This window comes from Luteolibacter arcticus (assembly GCF_025950235.1).
GTDB classification, from domain to species: Bacteria; Verrucomicrobiota; Verrucomicrobiia; order Verrucomicrobiales; family Akkermansiaceae; genus Haloferula; species Haloferula arctica.
On the sequence record NZ_JAPDDT010000002.1, the window covers coordinates 210,680 to 227,367 of the forward strand.

Annotated in this window: 12 protein-coding genes; 7 read left to right on the forward strand and 5 right to left on the reverse strand. The window is 63.7% G+C overall.

The window, feature by feature from the left end; translation table 11 throughout:
* Positions 1-218: 218 nt before the first annotated feature.
* From OKA05_RS05690 to OKA05_RS05705, 4 genes are all read right to left on the reverse strand, one after another.
* Positions 219-578 carry an iron chaperone gene (locus OKA05_RS05690; protein ID WP_264486145.1) on the reverse strand — a complete coding sequence of 120 codons (360 nt, stop codon included), beginning with the start codon at positions 576-578 and terminating at the stop codon, positions 219-221.
* A 24-nt stretch (positions 579-602) separates the two neighbouring features.
* Positions 603-1,724: a ribosome small subunit-dependent GTPase A gene (gene rsgA / locus OKA05_RS05695; protein WP_264486146.1), complete on the reverse strand. Its 1,122-nt coding sequence runs from the start codon at positions 1,722-1,724 to the stop codon at positions 603-605.
* A gap of 180 nt (positions 1,725-1,904) precedes the next feature.
* Positions 1,905-3,539, reverse strand: a complete 1,635-nt coding sequence (locus tag OKA05_RS05700) for a carbohydrate porin (RefSeq protein WP_264486147.1) — start codon at positions 3,537-3,539, stop codon at positions 1,905-1,907.
* A gap of 68 nt (positions 3,540-3,607) precedes the next feature.
* Positions 3,608-4,486 (reverse strand): LytTR family transcriptional regulator DNA-binding domain-containing protein, encoded by an 879-nt coding sequence (locus OKA05_RS05705; RefSeq protein ID WP_264486148.1) that lies wholly within the window; start codon positions 4,484-4,486, stop codon positions 3,608-3,610.
* A 371-nt stretch (positions 4,487-4,857) separates the two neighbouring features.
* On the opposite strand from OKA05_RS05705, the gene OKA05_RS05710 reads away from it, so the two are divergent.
* Both OKA05_RS05710 and OKA05_RS05715 read left to right on the forward strand, forming a co-directional pair.
* Positions 4,858-6,087, forward strand: coding sequence for an aspartate kinase (locus OKA05_RS05710; protein WP_264486149.1), 1,230 nt, complete (start codon positions 4,858-4,860; stop codon positions 6,085-6,087).
* A gap of 51 nt (positions 6,088-6,138) precedes the next feature.
* Complete coding sequence (locus tag OKA05_RS05715) at positions 6,139-6,837, forward strand: DUF4328 domain-containing protein (protein ID WP_264486150.1); 699 nt, start codon at positions 6,139-6,141, stop codon at positions 6,835-6,837.
* A 4-nt stretch (positions 6,838-6,841) separates the two neighbouring features.
* Here the strand turns inward: OKA05_RS05715 and OKA05_RS05720 are convergent, their stop codons facing one another.
* Positions 6,842-9,631, reverse strand: coding sequence for a DUF2339 domain-containing protein (locus tag OKA05_RS05720; RefSeq protein WP_264486151.1), 2,790 nt, complete (start codon positions 9,629-9,631; stop codon positions 6,842-6,844).
* A gap of 185 nt (positions 9,632-9,816) precedes the next feature.
* On the opposite strand from OKA05_RS05720, the gene recA reads away from it, so the two are divergent.
* The 5 genes from recA to OKA05_RS05745 all read left to right on the forward strand — a co-directional run bounded on the left by recA (position 9,817) and on the right by OKA05_RS05745 (position 16,672).
* Positions 9,817-10,851 carry a recombinase RecA gene (gene recA, locus OKA05_RS05725; RefSeq protein ID WP_264486152.1) on the forward strand — a complete coding sequence of 345 codons (1,035 nt, stop codon included), beginning with the start codon at positions 9,817-9,819 and terminating at the stop codon, positions 10,849-10,851.
* Between the two features lie 325 nt (positions 10,852-11,176).
* Positions 11,177-13,093 (forward strand): RecQ family ATP-dependent DNA helicase, encoded by a 1,917-nt coding sequence (locus OKA05_RS05730; protein ID WP_264486153.1) that lies wholly within the window; start codon positions 11,177-11,179, stop codon positions 13,091-13,093.
* Between the two features lie 440 nt (positions 13,094-13,533).
* Entirely contained in the window at positions 13,534-14,463 is a 930-nt protein-coding gene (locus tag OKA05_RS05735) for a polyphosphate polymerase domain-containing protein (protein ID WP_264486154.1), read from the forward strand.
* 42 nt (positions 14,464-14,505) lie between these two features.
* The gene (locus OKA05_RS05740) at positions 14,506-15,201 is read left to right on the forward strand and encodes a DUF4956 domain-containing protein (RefSeq protein WP_264486155.1); all 696 of its coding nucleotides are present in this window, start codon (positions 14,506-14,508) and stop codon (positions 15,199-15,201) included.
* 34 nt (positions 15,202-15,235) lie between these two features.
* Entirely contained in the window at positions 15,236-16,672 is a 1,437-nt protein-coding gene (locus OKA05_RS05745; RefSeq protein ID WP_264486156.1) for a porin, read from the forward strand.
* The last annotated feature ends 16 nt before the right edge of the window (positions 16,673-16,688 follow it).

Here is a 16,688-nt window from a genome sequence, read left to right on the forward strand (position 1 = left end):
GTGAAATTGTCCTCATCCGGCCACTCGCCGTGGAGTTCGCGGACCTTCGCCCGCAGGCGCTGGCCGGCTTGCAGGCAATCGTCATCGAAGCGCTCGTGCCAGAGTGTGTCGTCGAAGAACGGGTGGATGTCGGGCGGCGTATTCAGGTGAGCGCGGAGAGTCAGGGAAAGAGCCGCGACTTGGCAAGCGGTGCCTCCATTGCGCGCGGCGTTCTCCGGTCACCGCCTGGCGTATTGCTCCGCTAGGGTCTTGGCCACCCGCCGGATAAGCTCGTAGGGAATCGGCTGGTCGAAGGGAAACTTCAGGTTGTTTTTCGGCCCGAGGTAGGGCGCGAGTTCCCGTTGCAGGGCCTCATCGCCATTCACCGGCGGGTAGATGCCGAGGTGCTTCTTGAAGGCCGCGAAATAGAAGAAGATACGCTCCACCTTGAAGGCGGGCATCTGGTAGCCGATGGTTTCGGTCGCTTCGGGGACCTCTTCTTTAACGATCCCGCGGACCGTTTCGAGAATCTCACGAATCTCGGGCGATCGCCCCGCAAGATACGCATCGATCGTTGCGGCGGCCGGTTCTTTGCTCATCGCCACGTCACGGTTTCACAGAAATCACCCCCGCCACTCGCCGCGCTCGTCATTCTCGAGCTGGATGCGGTCTTCCAGATTGCGGGCCTTCACGCGGTGGCTGCGTTTGGCCCAGCGCTCCACGGTCATCTGGCGTTTCTTGATCTGGTGGCGCAGCTTTTCGATCTCATCGTCGAGGCGGAGAAAGCTTTCGAGGCGTTGGAGATCGACCGTGCCGGCTTCGACCGCGGCGCGGATCGCGCAGCCCTTGTCGTTGCCGTGCTTGCAGTCGGCGAAGCGGCACTCCTGCGCCATTGCCTCGACGTCGGCGAAGCTGTCGCGGAGCGTCTTCTCATCCGTCCACATCTGGATCTCCCGCATGCCGGGATTGTCGATCAGCATGCCGCCGTCGGGCAGCGGGACGAGTTCGCGCGAGGTGGTGGTGTGGCGGCCCTTGCCGGTCACTTCGTTGACCTCGCTGGTCCACTGCCACTCCTCGCCATAGAGCTGGTTGACCATCGTCGATTTACCGACGCCGGACGAACCTACGACGCACATCGTAATTCCGTCCTTGAGATAGGACTGGAGGACTTCGAGCCCCTCGCCATTCAGCGCGCTGGTGACGTGCACGTCGGCCTCCGGGCACAGCGCTCGCAGCTCGGCGGCGCAGGCTTCGTTGTGTTCGGCGGGGAAAAGGTCGGACTTGTTCACCAGCACTACCGCCTTCGCACCGCTGCGGCCGATCAGCGCGAAGTAGCGCTCCATCCGCCGCGGATTGTGGTCGGCACCGGAGTCGGTGACCACGGCGACGACATCGACATTCGCGCCGATGACCTGTTCCTCGACGGTCTTCCCGGGCATCTTGCGGGAGAAGCACGAGCGGCGCGGCAGGTGGGCGCGGATCACGTGGTCCTCGTTCTCCCCACCCAGCTCGACGGCGACCCAATCGCCCACCGCGGGCAGGTCGGCATCGGAGACGGCGTCATGCCAGACCTTGCCGGAGAGCACGCAATCGATCTCCTCCACGTCTTCCGCATCCTCGGCGACGAAGGCGGAGTAGTTGATGGTCGTCTCGCGAATCAAGCGCGCGGGTACCCACCCCTTCGCCCGGTAGGGGGCGAAGGCGGCGTCGAATTTTTCATCCCATCCGAGCTCGGCGAGCGTCATCCGGGCGGACGGTAAACGCCGGGGCGGGGCCTGTCGATGCCGGTTGGAAATGAGGGGAATCAACCGCGGATGACTCGGATGAACACGGATTCATGAAGAAGGCGAAATGGGCGGATCTCCGGCGATCTGGGCCTTCATCCGCGATATCCGCGTCATCCGCGGTTCGTCCGTTTTCCCATCTCACCACCAGGATTCCATCTGCACGCCCCAGCTCCAGCCCTCGGTATCGCGGGCATAGTCGGCACCGCCGACCCCCCCTTCCAGGCCATTCGCCCACATCGCGTAAGTGACGAAGGCGCGCAGCACCGGGCGGCTGAAGAACTCGTCCCCGAGCGAAACCTGCGGCGCCAGGGTGATCTTGCCCAGCGTGCCGCTGTGGCCACCGGCGGTGCCGGAGACCCAGTCGACGCCGGGTTCGAGGGCGAGGCTGAAGTGCTCGTTGAAGTGCCAGATCGGCCGCACCCCGGCGGAGGCCCAGTGCTGGTAGGGGGCATTGTCGCCGAATTCGGTGTATTGATACACCAGCGCGCTGCCGATCGAGAAGCACTCGAAGGGCTTGATCACCCACTGGTCGGTCGCGCGCGCGCGCCACGATTCCTCGGGATCCGGGCGGATGAAGGTTCCGGCGGGACCGGTGAAATTCTCGAAGCCGGTGCTGAAGGTCTTGGCCGGTCCCGTGCCGACCTGCAGCGAGGTCTTGTGCAGGCTTTCCATGTCCAGGAAGTCCTCGCGGGTGCGGACCAGGCTCACCGAAAAACCATCGGAGTCGTCTGCCTGGACGCCGGTCGAATCCACGCCGGAATCCGCCATCGAATAGACGAAGCCGAGCTCGCCCTTTCCCCCGAAGAACGGCCAGTCGTACCAGCGGAAGTCGAAGTTGCTCTTGCTGAAGCCGGCGACATTAAGCGGATCGGACGTGGCGATGTCGCTGTAGATCGCGCTTTCCGCGCCATCGCCGATCCAAGCGAAGGCGAACTTGCCGGAGCCGAGCGGCACGTCCTCGATGCCCGCGCCGCCGCCGCTCATGTCCCAGAAGTAGAAGTCATTGATATGGATGTCGTGGCGCCGGTAGAAGCGGCTGCCCGCCCAGAACTTCGCCTCCGGCATGCCGGGGATGACGTTGGCGATCGAGCTCCACAACTCGGGCACGGAGAAGTCGGTATCGGCGGACGAGCCGTAGTTGTCGTAGGGATTGTAGAAGGCGAGCCGCAGGTTCAGGCGGGCCACCGGATCGTGGGTGGTGTCGCTATTCGGCCCGAGCAGGCCGGCGGGGAAGAAGGTCTTGGCAAAGGCGAGCTCCCCGTAGTTTTCGGCCTCGTTGCCCAGCCGGTACTTCGCCACGCCGGGAATGCCGAAGGCGCGCTGCGGGCCGCCCGCGTCCGAACGGCCATAGCCGGCGCGGAAGTAGCCGGTGATGTCGAGATAGCCTTCCAGCACCTGCTCGATCCGGGCGTCGAGCGCCGTCTCAGCATCCGGGCGGCGGGCGATGTCGCGGGTTTCGGTGTCTCCCTCGAATTGCTTGTCAGCCTGCCGCCGCCATTCACGGGCTTCGTTGGCCACGGCGGGGGCTTCCTGTTCCTGCGGCGTTGGGGGTTGCTCGGCAGCAGCTCGGCGTGGGGCGGGAGATGCGGCAGCCGGTGCGGGTTTTTCCTCCAGCTCCTCGATCCGCGATTCCAGCTTCTGAATGCGGGCCTCGTACTCCTGCCGCATCGCTTGGATTTCCTTCCGGAGTGCTTCCGTCGCATCATCTTGGGAAAGCGCCGGGAGCGCCGAGATGAGCATCGCTCCGGTGAGGCAGGAAATGCGTTTTGCCATCCGTAACATAAGCCCGGTATGCCGCAGGCGGGTCAAGTCCACGCTCGCTCATCGGCCTCAGGCCTGCGTCAGAATCCGAGCCGCAGCCGGACCGACGCGTGATAGGCCCGGCCGACTGGGAGCTCCGGCCCATCCGGCGCAAGGGTCAGCCGCCATTTCCCGCCGCTCCGGTCGAGCCGCTGGATCGCCGCCGCCCGCACGATCGCCCCCCGGTGGATGCGCAGGAATTCCTCCCGCGGCAGGAGGCCTTCCCAATCCCTCACGGTGCGCCGCTCGGTATAGCGTTGCCGGCCCTTCGAGTGGACGATGGTGTAGTCTCCCGAGGCCTCGATCCAGATGATCTTGGAAACGGGTACCGCCACGGAACCCCCGCCGCTACGCAGGTGGATCGTGCGGTTTTCCCGATCCGCCGAGGGAAATGAGGTGCCGTTGCCCGATCCGCGGTGCCAGAGGGCGCGAGCGATCAGATTGGCGGCATCCTCATACTCCAAGACCTGCGCTTCAGGCCAGACCCGTGTCTCCCGCACTGCGTCGTAGCCGATCTGGAAGGCCAGCTTGCCATCGCGAAACACCGGCAGCGAGAGCAGCGAGCGGATACCTTGCCGTTGCAGCTCCGCCTGTAGCCCGCGCGCGCGCCGCGGCATCGCATTCACGTCGGGGACGATCACCCGGCCTTCGCGGTGCAGCCCTTCGTGGATCCACAGTATTGCCTCGACCGGGATGCCTTGCACTTCCGCGAGCTGAGGAAGAATGCCCGGTGCGACCCACTCGTGGGTGTTCCAGAGGAAGGTGAAGGCGGCATCGTAGCGGACCACCCAGGCCCGGTCCGCACCGTGACGGTTGCCAAGCAGGCCCAGGACGCGGGTCACGCCCGCATCCAGGTCCTCGTCCAAAAGCCAACCCGCCACCGCCTTCCAATCCTCGCCGCTCAACACGCCGGCTCTCATCTTCGATCTTCTCGCAACACTCTAACAAAATGATGAGGTGGCCAAACTTTGTCAAAAGATCCATGGGAGACATGTCAGGAAAGTTATCGGGTGATGTCGTTGGTCGGCAAATAATGTCGTTGGTCGCTATAGCATTGAGTCCCGCCCGGCGGCGGTGGAGTCATACGATGTCGGACGCGTGCTCATGACCAGCCGCGTTCCGGTGCCTTCCCACCGCAGGCCTCGCCTGCGGGGAGAGGGCGCTGACGCACGGTGCCGGGGCGAACAGGCGGGTGCCGGTTCGTTCCGGTGCCCGTGCCCTGTTTGCTGCCCCACCGGACGCTTGCCAAGGGTGCCGGGCTTTCCTTCACTCCCGGCCCCGTTTCCCGGCCATGGCCCTTATCGTGCAAAAATACGGCGGCACCTCCGTCGGCTCCATCGACCGCATGCGCAACGTCGCCGCGCGGGTGAAACGCACCCGCGACGCCGGTAACCAAGTGGTTGCCGTGGTTTCCGCCATGTCCGGCATCACCGATGGCCTCATCAAAATGGCCAAGGAGTTCTCCGAAACTCCCTCGGAGCGTGAGATGGACGTGCTGCTGGCCACCGGCGAGCAACAGTCGATCGCGCTGGTCTCGATGGCCCTGCACGAAGCCGGCCTCGACGCCGTCTCGGTCACCGGCCGCCAAGCGGGCATCTTCACCAAGGGCTCCCACACCCGCGGCCGCATTGAGGACATCGACCCGTCCTACATGAAGCGCGAGCTGGACGCCGGCAACACGCTGGTGGTCGCCGGTTTCCAAGGCATCACGCCGGAGGGGAAGATCCACACCCTCGGCCGTGGTGGTTCCGACCTCACCGCGATCGCCGTCGCCGCTGCCTTGAAGGCCGACGTCTGCCAGATCCTCACCGATGTCGATGGCGTTTACACCTGCGACCCGCGGATCGTGAAGAATGCGCGCAAGCTGCCCGAGATTTCCTACGACGAGATGCTTGAGATGGCCTCGTCCGGCTCGAAGGTGATGCAGTCGCGTTCGGTCGAGTTCGCCAAGAAATACGGCGTCGTCTTCGAAGTCCGTTCCTCTCTCAATGACAACCCGGGCACGCTGGTGCTCGAAGAACATCCTGCCATGGAAAACGTCGTCATCCGCGGAGTCTCGATCGAGCGCTCCCAAGCCCGCGTCACCATCACCAATATCCCCGATGTCCCGGGCATGTCCGGCAAGATTCTCGGAGCGCTGGGCGAGGCGGAGATCAATCTCGACATGATCGTCTCGAACATCGCGAGCGATGGCTTCGCGCGGCACTCCTTCACCATGCACTCGAATGACCTCGGCAAGGCGCAGGCATCGCTGAAGGCGGTGCTGGCCGAGATCAGCTCGGATGCGAAGATTGAGACCGAGGCAGGCATCGCGAAGCTCTCCGCCGTGGGCATCGGCATGCGCTCCCACTCGGGCGTCGCGGCCACCATGTTCAAGGCGCTTGGCGAAGCCGGCATCAACATCGGCATGATCTCCACCTCCGAGATTAAGATCGCCGTGACAGTGGATGAGACCAGCATCGAAGACGCCGCCCGCGCGGTGCACGATGCCTTCCAGCTCGACAAGGAACCGGTGAAGTAATGAGGCAGGCCCGGCTTGACCCGGGCCGGGATTTCAGGACGGCTGTAGGGCGTGGAGAATCCTTACCAGCCTCCGGCTTCAGCCGACGAGTCGCCGGTACCGCCGGTCGCGGGATTGAAGAATCCGCGGCCGCTCGCGCTGGTGGCCGTGTGGCTTTACGGCATCTCGCTGGGGGCGGAAGTCGCCGATCACCTGTGGCGCTCGCTGGCCGCCTTGCCACCGGCACTTTTTCCGGACGGGGTTCCGTCAGCCTCCGCCACCAACGAAGGTTTCGGCACGGTGGAATACCACTCCCACGACACCTACTATGTCGACGCCGGGTTCGGGCCGCTCGATTGGCTGATGACCGTGCCGGGGCTCGCCTCCTACGTCGTTTACCTGGTGTGGAAATATCGGGCGGCGACGAATGCCCGGATTCTCGATCCTTGGGCCATGACGATTTCCCCGGCGATGGCGGTCGGGTCTTACTTCATTCCGTTCGTCTTCTTCGTGGTTCCCTACCGGGCGATGGTCCAGATCGCGCGGGCTACCTTGGGCAATGCCTTGGGCGTGGGACTGTGGTGGGCTTGCCATATCGGACTACTGCTTTTTGTCATCGCGATCGCCATCCAGGCAGTCATGGAAAGTCCGCGCGAGCGACCGAGCCTGCTTGAGCACCTTTACGTGGTGGGTGCCGTGATCACCTTTATGATCTCCACCTGGCTGGTGATGAAGATCACGCGCGCCCAAGCGGCGCAGTGCGTGGGCTAAGTCGTCATACCTCATCCGCCTCGAAGAGCTTCTTCAGCGCGTCCGCGAAGCGGTTGTAGAAGAAGCCAAGCACGACCAGCGCCACGCCCAGCGCGAGGAAGGCGGCGATGCGGATGAACGTCCCGAAGTCCCAGACGTCGACAGCGAACAGCTTCACCAGCGCGACCGCCAGCAGCGCGAATCCGGCGTGGCGCAGCGCGGAGAGCTTCCGCCATAGGCCGGCACTGACGAGAGCGAAGCCGAGTGAGGTCCAAAGGATGGCAACCGGCTTCCAATCGAAGTGCCACACGACGTACTGGCTCGACCAGAGTGCGAGCAGCGCCGCCGACGCCATCAACAGGACATGGCGGAGGGTTCGCTGCGGGGCATTTCTTACAGTGGTGAGCAGCGGAAGCGCAAAGCACGCCGCCACCGTGATCGCGCCATGAGGAAAGGGAGCATCTGGCATCGGCGCCCACGGGTAGGTGACGCTGGTCCTTACGAGCAGCCACGCGACCGCCGAGGCAAGAAACGCCCAGCTTTCGTAAACGATGACCTGTCCACGGCGGATCGACAGAATCGCCAGCAGCACGGCGCTGGCCGCCACCACCTCGCCCCATGTTTCCGGCGCGAGCGTGTTCCAAGCGATCAGCCAGGTGAAACCGGCGGCAAACCGGGCGAGGAATCCGGCCACGGAGCGGGGTCCCGCCAGCGCGATCACGCCGAGCGCGGCGGCCACCGGCACGAAAAGCAATGCCGCGGCATCCCTCGTCAAATCCGTCTGAAGCTGGACGACGGGCGGCAGCAGCAGGACGGCCCCGATTTGAAGAATGGGGGAGACCACAAGGAAGCGTCCCACCGCCGCGATGCCGATCGCCGCGGCAGCCAAGCCGATCAGCTCGCCGGTTTCGGAGAAGGTCGCGACTTCGATGCCTTTAAAGGTCGCAGCACTGATCGTGAGGGCCGAGAGCCACAGGAAGGCCTCGGGACTCTTCGCAATGTCGTGCGGCGTGATCGCCCGATCCTTCCCTAACCACAGCCGATGCGAAGCCAAGGCAAGCAGGCCCGCTACCACCGGCGGCCACCATGGCAGCTCGAATCCTGTCGGATAGAGCAGCGGAATGCTCGCGAGTCCAAACACCAGCGCCGCCCATCCCGCCTCGGGCAACCGCCGCCTTGGATCGCGCAACAAGGTAAACGCCGACCACCCGAGAGCCACTGCCCCGCATGCGGGCGCGCGCCACGGGACGGCAAGATGATGCCCGCAGAAGACGAGTCCCACCACGCTCCCCGCAAGAAACACCAGCGCCGTCGCTACCCGCGCCGCGTGGGATTTTTCCTGCTCAGCCGCCACCACCTCGCATCCCGCCCGCAACGGAAAGGCCGCCGCCACCAGCAGCGTGGCCACCAGCGCCCGGCTCCACAGCGGCGTGTCGGAGTAGGAGCTTGCATCACTCAGGGAAAGGACGAGCGCCATCGCTGCGGCGAGCATGGCGAACACGAGTTCGCTCTTTCCCCCAAACCGCCGGAAGGCGAACGACAAGGCCAGCGTCTGCCCGGCGAAGCCCAGGGCCAGATGATAGCCATCGAGCTTCAGGGCCATCGCCAGCGTCAAGGCGCTGAGGCCCTGGGCCAGATGAGCGCCGCCCGCCGCATCGCGCGATCGGCCGGCCACTCCCAAGGCGAGCAGCACCGCGCCGAACACGGCGGGCACCGTCCAATAGTCATCGATGCTCCGTTGCTGCTCCACCCACAAGGCGGAGAAGAGCAGGAAAAACGCGATGTTGTTCGCCGAGGCGAAGACCGCCCGGGCCCGATCGGACATGCCATCGAAGTGCCGCGACACCCCGATCACCCCTGGCAGCGCAAACGCCACCCACACCGGCGGAAGAAACCACAACGCCGCGGGATCATCCGGCCGCCCCCCGTGACCGCCGGCAATTTGCCACCAGAGGAAGGCGAGGTAAGTCCCGGCCATCGAGGCCACGCCGGGCAAGCACCAGCCGCGCCGCAGCATGAAGGCGGTGCCCGCGCAGGCGAGCACGACATTCGAGGCCGCCGACAACCAGCCGAGCGGCTGGAGGACCGTCGAGTACGACGCGAGCAGCAGCCCCATCGTGGCCGTCACCCGCGAATCGCGGCGCAGCGAGACCCCGACGATCACTCCGGCGGCACCGAGCAGGAGCACACCCGCCAGGACCGGCGAATCGATCACCTGCAAGCGCGGGGCATGGTGGGCGGCAAAGGTGCACCAGTAGAAAAACGCCAGTCCGCCCGCCAGCAGCACGTCGCCGAAGCGTCTCATCGTTTCCCGCGCGCCGAGAAAGACTCCGGTTCCGCAGATCAGGAACGACCCGAAATACAGGGCCGCCAACCGGATTCCGGCGGACAGGTCGCGGATCCAGTTCTGGTAGGCGTAGTTCCCTAGCAGCACGAGGCCGGTTATCAGCAAGGCGATGCCCAGCCGGACCAGCCAGATGCGCCCGAAGCGGAGTTCGAACGAGCCCTTGGGAATCGGCGGCGGGAGCGGCAGGACCTTTCCGAGAGCTGGCGGAGGAACCATCTCCCGTTCCGCTGACTGCGCGGGAATCTCCTCTGCGAACACCGGCAGCGGCGCGGGAGCGGGAAGCTCCTCAGCAGGCGGGGGAGACGGGGCAACCGCGGGCATCACGGGCGCCACCAACTTCTGTTCCAGCAAGGAAATCGCCTCGTGAAGGTCCGCGATCTCGGTCGCGCGCTGGGTAGCAAGGGCGTGCACACGGTCGCGCAGCCACTGGAGTTCCCGCCGGTAGCTGTCGCGTTCTTCTTCCGTCACGATCGCCTTTCTACTCGATGGCGGGAGAACTCCAACCATCGAGAAATCAAAGGGAAACATCGTCAAAACCGAACGAGGCCGCTCTGAGGGGAAATCCAAAAAGGCTCATTTTTGTTCAACCGAACATCTTTTATTGACGACGCCACGCTTCTTTGCGAGAAGTTCGCCCGAACACTCCTAACGCCATGGCCAAGACCCTAGAAGACGCATCAGACAAACTCGCAGACGCCCGCAAACGCAATCTCGATCTGGCTATCTCCAGCATCCAGAAGGAGTTCGGTGAAGCCGCCATCATGCGAATGGGCGACGGTCACCGCGTCGATGTGGACGTCATCCCGACCGGTAACTTGCTCATCGACCGCGCCCTCGGCGTCGGTGGCTTCCCCCGAGGCCGCATCATCGAGGTGTTCGGCCCGGAATCCTCCGGTAAGACGACCCTGACCCTCACCGCCATCGCCCAGGCCCAGAAAAAGGGCGGGCTGGCAGCCTTCATCGACGTCGAGCACGCCCTCGACCCGCAGTACGCCAAGATGCTCGGCGTGAATCTCGACGATCTGCTCGTTTCTCAGCCTTCGTCCGGTGAGGAAGCCCTGCAAATCTGCGAGGCGCTGGTCCGTTCGAATGCCATCGACGTGATCGTCCTCGACTCCGTCGCCGCGTTGGTGACCAAGCAGGAACTCGACGGTGAAATCGGCGACTCCACCGTGGGTGCCCAGGCCCGCCTGATGAGCGCGGCCATGCGCAAGCTGACCAGCTTCATTTCCAAGGCGCGCACCGTCTGCATCTTCACCAACCAGATTCGCGAAAAGATCGGCGTGATGTTCGGCAACCCCGAAACCACTCCGGGCGGCCGAGCACTGAAGTTCTTCGCCTCCATGCGCGTCGATATCCGCCGCATCGGCCAGATCAAGGCGACCGACGGAACCGTTCAGGGGAGCCGCACCAAGATCAAGGTGGTGAAGAACAAGGTCGCCCCACCCTTTGCCGAGTGCGAGTTCGACATCATGTACAACGAGGGCATCTCCTCGGTCGGCTCGCTGCTCGATCTCGCGCTGGAAATGGATCTCATCCAGAAGCGCGGCTCGTGGTTCGCCTACAATGGCGCGCAGCTCGCCCAAGGCCGCGACGCCGCCAAGGAAGCGCTCAAGGCAGACGAGGCACTCTACAACGAGCTCAGCGACAAGGTTCGCGAGAAGCTCGATTCGGCGAAGAAGAAGTAATCCCCGCGGCTCCGGAAAATTCTGCGAACTCAGGTAGGTTCGCGTTCGATGAAGCGGTGGTCCCCCGGGGCCGCCGCTTTTGCCGCTTCTTCATGGGTAGGCGCATTGGTGACAATGCGGAGGCACGGGGACTGCCCGCTGCCAAGGACCGTTCCGCACTTTCACAAGTGCGCCTACGGAAAAACATCTCACCCTTCGCATCAGGTGAATTGGCGACGATACGGGACATGCGAACTGCCCGCTCCTCAAGATTCCACTCCTCACTGGGCCCGCTCGCCTCGCGGCAAGGCTTGCCATTCAGGCTTTTTAGAGAAACCCCTCTGCCGTGTCCGACGATTCGTTGCTCCCGTTGTTGCGTGAACGCTTCGGCCATGACGGCTTTCGTGGCGGGCAGCGGGAGGTGGTGGAGGGGTTGCTGGCGAGACGCTCGATGCTCGCGGTGTTTCCCACCGGCGGGGGCAAGTCGCTGTGCTACCAGCTTCCGGCACTCTTGTTAGACGGGATTACGCTGGTCGTTTCGCCGCTGATCGCCCTGATGAAGGATCAGGTGGACGCGTTGCGGGAAAAGGGCGTCGCGGCGGCACGGCTGGATTCGACGCTGGAGCCGGCGGCCTACGAGGCGGTGATCCGGTCTCTTGAAGATGGCTCGCTGAAGATCCTCTACGTGGCTCCCGAGCGGCTGTCCAACGAGGGCTTCCGGGCGCGTCTGCGGAAGCTGAAGCTCGCGCTGGTGGCGATCGATGAGGCGCACTGCATCTCCGAGTGGGGCCACAATTTCCGGCCGGACTACCTGAAGCTGGCCAAGCTCTGCCGCGACCTGAAGGTACCGCGCGTGCTATGCCTGACCGCGACCGCCACGCCATCGGTGGCGAAGGACATTCGCAAGGGATTCCGCATCGCGAAGGGAGACCTCGTGCAACTCAGTTTCCACCGCGCGAACCTGGACTTGAAGGTGACGCCGCTATCGGCGACCAGGCGCAAGCAACATTTGTTAGAGCAATTGCGCGCCAGCGATGGGTCGGCGATCGTTTATGTGACGCTCCAGCATACCGCAGAGGAGGTGGCGACCTTCCTGCAGAAGAACGGGCTCTCGGCGCAGGCCTACCACGCGGGCTTGCCGGACGAATTCCGTGCCGCCGCGCAGGATGCCTTCATGGCCGGACGCACGCGGATTATCGTCGCCACGATCGCCTTCGGCATGGGCATCGACAAGGCGGACATCCGCGCGGTCTATCACTACAATCTGCCGAAGAGCCTCGAGAACTACACCCAGGAAACCGGCCGGGCCGGACGCGATGGCCAGCTTTCCTACTGCGAGCTGTTAGCCTGCGGCGATGACCTGGTGACGCTGGAGAATTTCATCCACGGCGACACGCCTTCACCGGCGGCGACGCGGCACTTCATCGACCACGTGCTGCGGCTGGGGAACGAGTTCGACCTTTCGACCTACGAGCTTTCGACCGTCAATGACATCCGCCCGCTGGTGGTGGAGACGATGCTGACCTACCTGGAGCTGGAGGGTGTGATCGAGGCGACGCGGAAGTTCTGGTCATCCTATCAGATCCGACTGCTGCGGGATATCGAGAAGGTCCTGGCCGGCTACGACGCGAGGCGGAAAACCTTCCTGCGGAAGATCTTCGCTGCCGCGAAAGAAGGCCGCAGTTGGCTGACCTTCGACATCCGCCAGGTGGCCATGGCGACCGGCGAGGATGACCAGCGGATCACCTCGGCACTGATGTATCTGGAGGAAGCCGGCGATGTGGCGCTCAAGAAATCCGGCATTCGCCAGGGCTACCGCTTGAAGAAAGATCCCGGCGACCTGCGCGAATTGGCGGGCCGCCTGGATGCACAGTTCCGAAAACGCGAGGCCGCCGACCTCGCCCGGCTGCGGCAGGTGGTGGAACTCGCCGAGCAACCCGGCTGCCTGACCGGCTTTGTGACCGGGCATTTCGGGGAAAGGCTTGGTGAACCGTGCGGCCACTGCGATCGCTGCCGGGGAATTGCGCCGCAGCCGGTGCCGCGAACCAAGGCTCCCGCTCCGGATGATGACGAGTTGCGCGCAATTCAAGCACTGCGGGTGGAAGGACATGCCGCGCTCAAGGCCCCCAGACAGCTCGCCCGTTTCCTGTGCGGGATCGGCAGCCCGGCGGTGACGCGCGCGCGGCTGTCGCGGCATGATGCCTTCGGTCTGTTGGAACGGCTGCCGTTTTCCGAGGTGCTGGATCTGGCGGAAAACTTGTAGGGGCAGGCCATGACCTGAAATTGTCACCTCTTCCGGCAACTCCGGGATTGCGGGGATGCGTGAATTTCCCTAGGGGTCCTGCCGCTCCCCCCCGAGACCAGCAGGTTGCTCACGCTGTTCCCCCACAGCTTCCATGCATCCTCCCACCCCCCGCAACCGGCCAGGTCCGGGCTCGCTCCGTCTTCGTGACGTGGGTCGCGCACCCCCATTTGAGTCCACGACATCCCCCGTATCTCGCCGTCTACGCGGACCTTGGCAGGAATCGGGAACTAGTTTTTCCGGAACTTTGTTAGGCCCCCGGAGTTCTCGCGTTACCGGTTCTTCGCACTCCTTCCGTCGAACGCCAAAGCCCGCACTTCCTACCGCAAAATTTGATCGACGGATCGATTTCGTGACGGGAATGTCACCCGCCGCTGTTTGACACCCCGCTCGCCCTTGCAATGGACGCGAACCAGAACCGCAGAGAATTCAAATTCGTTCTCCCGCCGCATCTCGGCGAGGTGATCCGCCAACGTGTAGGCGAGGTCATGCAGGCCGACCGTGGGGCGGAGGACGGTTATCCGGTGCTATCGGAATATTACGATACGACCGAGCGGACTTCCTATTGGCAAAAGCAGTTTGGCGTCCCAAATCGCCGCCGCGTTCGCAGCCGTGTCTATGGCCGCCGCGATGGAGTGATTCCGGCGAGTGCTTTCATCGAGGTGAAGCACAAGCTCGATGGCGTGACGGTGAAGCGCCGCGTCCCGGTCAATCTCGACGAACTGGAGCAGCTTTCCGAGGGGATCATCCCGATCAGCCGTGAATCCGCCACGCCAGCCGACCACCGGGTGCTGGCGGAGATCGCCGACCTGGTGAATGAGCGCGGCAGCAGGCCGGTGGTGCAGATCCGCTATCATCGCTTTGCCTACGACAGCGGACCGGAGGGTACGATCCGCATCACATTCGATAGCGATCCGCTCTGCCGTTTCCGTCGCGTGCCGTTGACGCCGGATGATCCGGACTTTGAACTGCCTTTGTTGGAGCCCGGTTCCTCGATCATGGAGGTGAAGACGATCGGCCCGGTGCCCTATTGGTTCCGGAATCTGATCGGCGAGTTCAATTTGGTGCCCCGCGGTTTCAGCAAGTACACGGCCGCGTTGGAGCTTTACGAATTCAAGAGCCGCACGCCGATTTCCCAGACCCCTCCCCCTCCGCCACCCACCCGTGGCATCCCCAGGAAGACGGAGTTACTGGATGAAAAGGGCCGCCGCCGCCCTGCAGCGACCACCACCCTGCGCCGCAGCACTCCAGCGCCGGAACGCAGCACCGGCGTCTTCCGCGTTCTGTTCGCACGACTGCTCTCGTTCCTGCATCTTCAAAGGGCTCGCTGAATCCCGACTTCTCCCCTGCTGTTCTCTCCCTAAGACCTAAAGATGACTTTCGAAGACTTGCTCAACCTCGGCGGAGGCGTTACGCCCGGCACCCCACCCCCTAAAGAAGTTGCCTTGGCCATGGCCGTGAGCCTGGCGCTGAACCTCGCCATCGCGACCCTCTATCGCAAGACCTACAAGGGAACCCGATACTCGCAGGACTATGTCCAGACGCTGATCATGATCGGCGTCGTGACCACCATCCTGATCATGGTGGTGGCGGGGAATGGCGCCATCGCCTTTGGCATGTTCGCGGCGTTCTCGGTGATCCGCTTCCGCCGCACCCTCGGCCAGTCGCGTGACCTCGCCTTCGTGTTCTTCGCCATGGCCATTGGCATGGTGGTCGGCGCGCGACTCTACAGCATGGCGGTCATCATCACTGCCATTGTTGGCGTGGCGGTCTACTTGCTGACCAAGACGGACGCCTTTGCCCCGCGCCGCGCCTCGCACATGCTGACGCTGCGGATGACCAGCGACATGGACTTCGAGCAATTGCTCCTGCCGGTGTTCGATAACTTCGCCGATCGCGTCCAACTCGTCAGCGTCTCGTCGGCCCAAGCCGGCATGATGACCGAGCTACGCTATGGCCTGCAGCTCAAGATCGGCGCCAGCACGCCCAAGCTGCTGGAAGCCCTGCACCTCGTCTGCGGCAACAACCGCGTGATCCTCACACCGACCGGCAACGAGCTGGACATGTGAGCCGTCGGCGGGAACTCGATGTCATTCATTTCCGATGAAAACCCTGCCCAAGCTATTGTTCCTTTCCTGTCTTGCCGGACCGCTGGTCGCTCCGGTCGCCCTTCGGGCTCAGGAGCCTGCCGCCGAATCGGCCAAGCCGGATGAAGGCGGCAAAAAGAAGAAGAAAAAGAAGAAGGACAAGGATAAGGATAAGGATAAGAGCAACGGCAAGGCCAAGGCCAAGGACAAGGACGAGGGCAAGAAGGAGTCGAAAGATGAGTCCAAGTCCTCTTCGTCCGGATCGAGCGCCAAGGAAGTACCTCCCGAGCTTGTTGCCCCTCCCGTTTCCAACAATGGCGACTGGTGCCAGTGGCTTCAGAACAAGCCCGGCCTGCTCTACGAGAACGAGAAGAATCCTTGGATCCAGTCCTTCGAGATCGGCGGGCGCTTCCACTACCAGATTGCCTCGCTCGAGGGCACCGACATCAACGGGATGGATTTCAGCGACACCTACGATGAATATCGTAGGTTGCGCTTCGAGACCCAGACGCGGTTCCTCAAGTACTTCGTGGCGGAGGTGAATGTGAACCTGGTGAACGACAACCGGTTCCGCGCCGATCCTTTCAACGAGCTGGAGTGGGGCTACGATCGCTTCGACGAAGCCTCGGTCGAGTTCGACATCGGGGAAGCCTTTGGCGACGGCTGGCTCGACGGCATCAAGCTGAAGTACGGCCGCATGAAGCTGAAGATGACCGAGGAAGTCCACATGTCCTCGAATGAGATCTTCACCGTCGAACGCTCGGGCATCGCCGACAAGCTCGGCGGCAATCTCAGCCGGCCGACCGGCGTGACGCTGGAGCTCGACAAGGGCAACTGGGATCTGACCGTCGGCATGTTCAGCGCCGAGGATGATTCCGATTTCCTCGCGGGCTGGGGTGAAGGCGAGTTCTTCTACGGCAGCCTCGAGTGGCGCGCCACCGAGGACCTGAAGCTGGTGCTCGACTACAGCCAGAACAATCATGATGGCCTCGACGATGCGCTGGGCTATGGCTGGGCGGCCGCCCTTTCCGCGATCTATCAGAAGAACGACTGGGGCATCATCACCGAGGCCATCTACGGCGACAATGGTGGCGGCATCAGTGCTCCCATCGAGCGCCGGCAGGGCGATTTCCACGCGTTCGTGGTGATGCCTTGGTACTGGATCCTTGAGAAGAAGCTCCAAGCGGTGGTTCAGTACCAGTATGCCAGTTCACCGGAGTCGCAGGGCCTGCAGTTGCCCGCCCGCTACGTGCGCGCGGAACATGAGAATCCCTTGGTGGACGTGGACAATGGCCGCGGCAACGAGCACCACTTCCTCTACGCCGGACTCAACTGGCACCTCTGCCCCGACCGCGTGAAGGTCATGGGTGGCTTCTCCATCGACGATCTGACCACCCGCGAGGGCGAGGTGAAGGCCTACACCTGGCAGCTCGCTTTCCGCACCGCCTTCTGACCGCGGATTGACGGCT